The 4,712-nt window shown below is 67.1% G+C and carries 3 protein-coding genes; all 3 read right to left on the bottom strand.

Going from position 1 to position 4,712, the window contains the following annotated elements; all coding sequences use genetic code 11:
- Positions 1-61: 61 nt before the first annotated feature.
- Positions 62-2,494, bottom strand: coding sequence for an ABC transporter ATP-binding protein (locus tag KZA10_RS08200; protein ID WP_256934565.1), 2,433 nt, complete (start codon positions 2,492-2,494; stop codon positions 62-64).
- Positions 2,491-4,218: an ABC transporter ATP-binding protein gene (locus KZA10_RS08205; protein WP_218682619.1), complete on the bottom strand. Its 1,728-nt coding sequence runs from the start codon at positions 4,216-4,218 to the stop codon at positions 2,491-2,493. The genes KZA10_RS08200 and KZA10_RS08205 overlap by 4 nt, the downstream gene beginning before the upstream one ends.
- Positions 4,219-4,558: 340 nt before the next feature.
- The coding region (locus KZA10_RS08210; RefSeq protein WP_218682620.1) for an enoyl-CoA hydratase/isomerase family protein at positions 4,559-4,712 on the bottom strand (154 nt) is incomplete at its 5' end.

Here is a 4,712-nt window from a genome sequence, read left to right on the forward strand (position 1 = left end):
GCGCGGAGGCGCCCTGACCGTGAAGGTCCGCCGCGCGACTCGTCGCTCGGGCCGAACACCTTCAACGGATCGATCGCGACGCGGGCGGCGTCGAGATTGCGGGGGTGCCGGCCGCCGATGTGACGTTCGGCGCCGGTCTCTCCATCTCGGAGGAACAGGTCGACCCGGTCGTTTCGCAGTTCTCGGCCGGCGACCAGCAGGTTGTCCGGAAGACCCTCGATCGTGGAGACGGGGAGGGAGACGAGCCGGATGATCTTCTTCGAGCGCGTTGCAACCCGATCGAGATCATGGACCTGTCGTTCTCGGTGCAGCTCTTCGCCGTCGAGCACCTTCTCGCCCACGAACTGCCCGCCGGCGTGCATCCGCTCCCGGCCGAGGCCGACGTCACGATCGGCACCACGACCCCGGTGAGGGCGTTGTCGGCGTCGATGTCGGTCGCCGCCTGCTCGAACTGCGACTGGTACAGACGCCAGTAGGCGCCCTGCGCGGCGATCAGCTCGTCGTGCGTGCCCTTCTCCACGATGTCGCCATGCTCCATCACCAGGATGAGGTCGGCGTCGCGGATCGTCGACAGACGGTGCGCGATCACGAACGATGTACGTCCTTCACGGAGCGCGGCCATCGCGTGTTGGAGCAGCAGCTCGGTGCGGGTGTCGACCGCCGAGGTGGCCTCATCGAGGATGAGGATCGACGGCTGCGCGACGAAGGCTCGCGCGATGGTGATGAGCTGGCGCTCACCCGCCGACACGTTCGCTGCATCCTCGTCGAGCACCGTGTCGTAACCCTCGGGGAGGGCGTGCACGAAGCGGTCGACGTAGGTCGCTCTGGCGGCGGCGAGAACCTCGTCATCGGTCGCGGTGGAGCGCCCGTAACGGATGTTCTCGCGGATGCTGCCGGCGAACAGCCACGGATCCTGGAGCACCATGCCGGTGCGTGAGCGCAGCTCGTCGCGGGTGACCTCGGCGATGTCCTGGCCGTCGAGCATGATCCGCCCGCCGCTGAGCTCGTAGAAGCGCATGATCAGGTTGACCAGCGTGGTCTTCCCCGCCCCGGTCGGGCCCACGATGGCGACCGTCTGCCCGGGCTCGACCCGGAACGACAGGTCGCGGATGAGCGGACGCTCCGGCGTGTAGGAGAACGCGACGTTCTCGAACTCGATCACGCCCTTGCCCTCCACCAGATCGGGAGCGTCGGCGTCATCGGCCTCCTGCTCATCGGCGTCCAGCAGCTCGAAGACACGCTCGGCCGATGCCGTTCCGGACTGCACGACCGCGGCCATGCCACCCAGCTCGGACAGCGGCTGCGTGAACTGCTGCGAGTACTGGATGAACGCCTGCACGTCACCGAGACGGAGCTGACCGTTCGCGACCATCAGACCGCCGAGCACCGCGATGCCCACGTAGCTGAGATTTCCGACGAACATCATGGCCGGCATGATGATGCCGGAGAGGAACTGCGCCTTGAAGCTCGCCTGGAACAGCTCTTCGTTCTCGACCTGGAACCGGTCAAGCGCATCCTTCTCGCGTCCGAAGACCTTCACCAGCGCGTGGCCCGAGAATGCCTCCTCGACACGGGCGTTCAGTCGACCGACCTTGCGCCACTGCATGCCGAAGGCCTTCTGCGACCGCGGTCCGATGATGCCGAAGATCACTCCCATGAGCGGCAGCGTGACCAGGGCCACGAGCGCGAGCTGCCACGAGATCGAGAACATCATGACGAGCACGCCGATCACGGTGAGCACCGAGGTGAGGGCACCGGAGAGCGACTGCTGCATCGTCTGCGTGATGTTGTCGATGTCGTTCGTGACGCGCGAGATCAGCTCGCCGCGCTGCACCTTGTCGAAGTAGGCCAGCGGCAGGCGGTTGATCTTCGCCTCGACGGACTCGCGTAGTCGCCACATGGTGCGGACCATGATCACGTTGATGACGTAGCCCTGGATCCAGGTGAGGAAGGCCGCGGCCACATAGATCCCGAGGACCGCCGCGATGACGAGCCGCAACGCGTCGAAGTCGACGCCCTGGCCGACGGTGAAGTCGCCCAGCGCCCCGACCTGGTTCGCGAAGTCGTCTTGGCCGCCGGCTCGCAGGGCCTCGACCACGACGTCCTGCGACGTACCGGCGGGGAAGCCGGGGAACCCGTCGGTCGGCTGTCCGAGCTGGATGGAGATGAAGCCCTTGTAGACGAGGTTCGTCGCCTCGGCGAGCACCTTGGGCGCCGCGACCGTCAGGACCACGCCGATCGCGCCCAGGACCGACACGAAGACGAACCAGATGGCCGACGGCTTCAGCAGCCCGATCATGCGCGCGAAGCTGGGGCCGAAGTTGTCGGCCTTGCCGGGTGCGACACTGTCCCAATCGCCGGAGTTCTGACGCGCCTGCTCGGCGAGCTCGGCCTCGTACTTCTCCTCGGCGCTCAGCTCGACCTCGGCCACGGCGGGTGCCGCCTTGCCCCGGCCGCGCTTGGCCTTGGCCTGGTCGTTGTCCTGCGCGCTCATGCATCCACCCCCAGCTGCGACTCGACGATCTCTCGGTAGGTGTCGCTCGTCTCGAGCAGTTCCTCATGCGTGCCGACGCCGACCATGGTGCCGCCGTCGAGGACGACGATGCGATCGGCATCCGTGATCGTGGAGATGCGCTGGGCGACCACGATCTTCGTCACGTGCGGGAGTTCCCGCCACAGTGCCTGGCGGAGCCGGGCATCGGTCGTGAGGTCGAGGGCCGAGAACGAGTCGTCGAAGACGAGGATCTGCGGCTGGTGCACGATCGCACGGGCGATCGCGAGTCGCTGACGCTGACCGCCGGAGACGTTCGTGCCGCCCTGGGCGATGCGGGACTCGAGGCCGTCGGGCATCTCTTCGACGAAGTCGCGGCCCTGAGCGATGTCGAGTGCGTGCCAGAGCTCTTCGTCCGTCGCCTCTTCGCGGCCGTAACGCAGGTTCGACGCGACGGTGCCGGTGAAGAGGAACGGACGCTGCGGCACCAGGCCGATACTGTCCCAGAGGGACTCGACGTCGGCGTCGCGCACATCGGTGCCGCCGACGTGCACGGCACCACCCGAGACGTCGAACAGACGCGGGATGAGCGACACGAGGGTCGTCTTGCCCGATCCGGTGGATCCGACGATCGCGACCGTCTCGCCCGGCTGCGCGGCGAAGCTGATGCCGGTGAGCACCGGGGAGTCGGCTCCGGGGTAGGTGAACTCGACGTCGTCGAGTGCGACGGCACCGGGGACCGGGAACTCCGTGACGCCGTTCTCGGGGCGGACCAGAGTGGACTCGGAGTCGAGCACCTCGCCGATGCGCTCGGCCGAGACCGCGGCGCGCGGGATCATCATCGCCATGAAGCTGGCCATGATGACGCCGCCCATGATCTGGCCGATGTACTGCATGAAGGCGAACAGCGTGCCCACCTGCACCGTGCCGTTGTTGACCTCGATGCCGCCGAACCAGATGACCGAGACGACGGTGACGTTGAGGATGAGCATGAACAGCGGGAACAGCAGCACGAAGAGCGAGCCGACCTTGCGCCCGACCACCATGATGTCGGTGTTGGCGCCGCGGAAGCGCTCCTCCTCGATGCGCTCGCGCACGAAGGCGCGCACAACACGGACACCCGTGAGCTGCTCACGCATGATGCGGTTGACGTTGTCGAGCTTGCCCTGGTAGCTGCGGAACAGCGGCACCATGCGCCCGATGACGACGGCGGCCAGGATCAGCAGCAGCGGCACCGAGACGGCGATGAGCCAGCTCAGGCCGACGTTGGTCTGCACGGCGAAGATGATGCCGCCGATCGCGAGCAGCGGGGCCGTGACGAGCATGGTGGCGCCCATCATCGCGAGCATCTGCACCTGCTGCACGTCGTTCGTGTTGCGGGTGATGAGCGAGCCGGCGCCGAACTGCGAGACCTCGCGCTCGGAGAAGCCGCTGACCTTGCCGAACACGTCGGCGCGGATGTCGCGGCCGGCGCCCATCGCGGCGCGCGCGGCGAAGTACGTCGCGGTGACGGAGGCGATGATCTGCCCCAGCGAGACCGCGAGCATGAACAGACCGGTGCTCCAGATGTACGCGGTGTCACCGCGGGCGACGCCCTTGTCGATGATGTCGGCGTTCAGGCGCGGGAGGTAAAGGGTCGCCGCCACGCTGGCGAGCTGGAAGACCAGCACCGCGAGCAGCAGCCATCGGTATCGGGAGAGATAGCGGAGGAGAATTTTTCCCAGCACAGGCGGACTTTCTAGGAAGGATGAAGCGGCGGATTTCTCGGCAGACGGATGCCGACCGACAATCGGCCACAAGACAGAGTGCCACGATCCACGGACATTCGTATCCCCCTCACGGTGGACCTTCGCTCACAGCGAACCGCCTCCCGCTCCGATCAGCGGTTTCTCCGCGCGGACGGACGACGAGTTTCCGGCGAACCGGCCCCGTGACGTACGACCTCGAGCTCACCGGAGTTTGTCCGTCGGGAGTTCCGGCGTCCAGCGTGCCGAAACCGCCGGTTCAACCCGACAACCGTGCATCCTCCCGACAGGTGAACACGCCCTCGCTCAGAACAACCCGGGCTCAGAACAGGGCGGGCTGCGGAACGTACGCGCGCGCGGGGGCACCGGCGTCCGGAGCGAGCTCGGCCAGGGTCGCCGGGTCCCACTTCGGGTTGCGATCCTTGTCGACGATCTGCGCGCGGATGCCCTCGACGAGGTCGGGGTGCTCGTTCACG

It is taken from the genome of Microbacterium sp. BF1 (assembly GCF_019279095.1).
Classification (GTDB): domain Bacteria; phylum Actinomycetota; class Actinomycetes; order Actinomycetales; family Microbacteriaceae; genus Microbacterium; species Microbacterium maritypicum.

Coding starts and splice junctions, on each gene's coding strand:
- KZA10_RS08200 (WP_256934565.1), bottom strand. CDS start 2,494: ATGAGCGCGCAGGACAACGACCAGGCCAAGGCCAAGCGCGGCCGGGGC.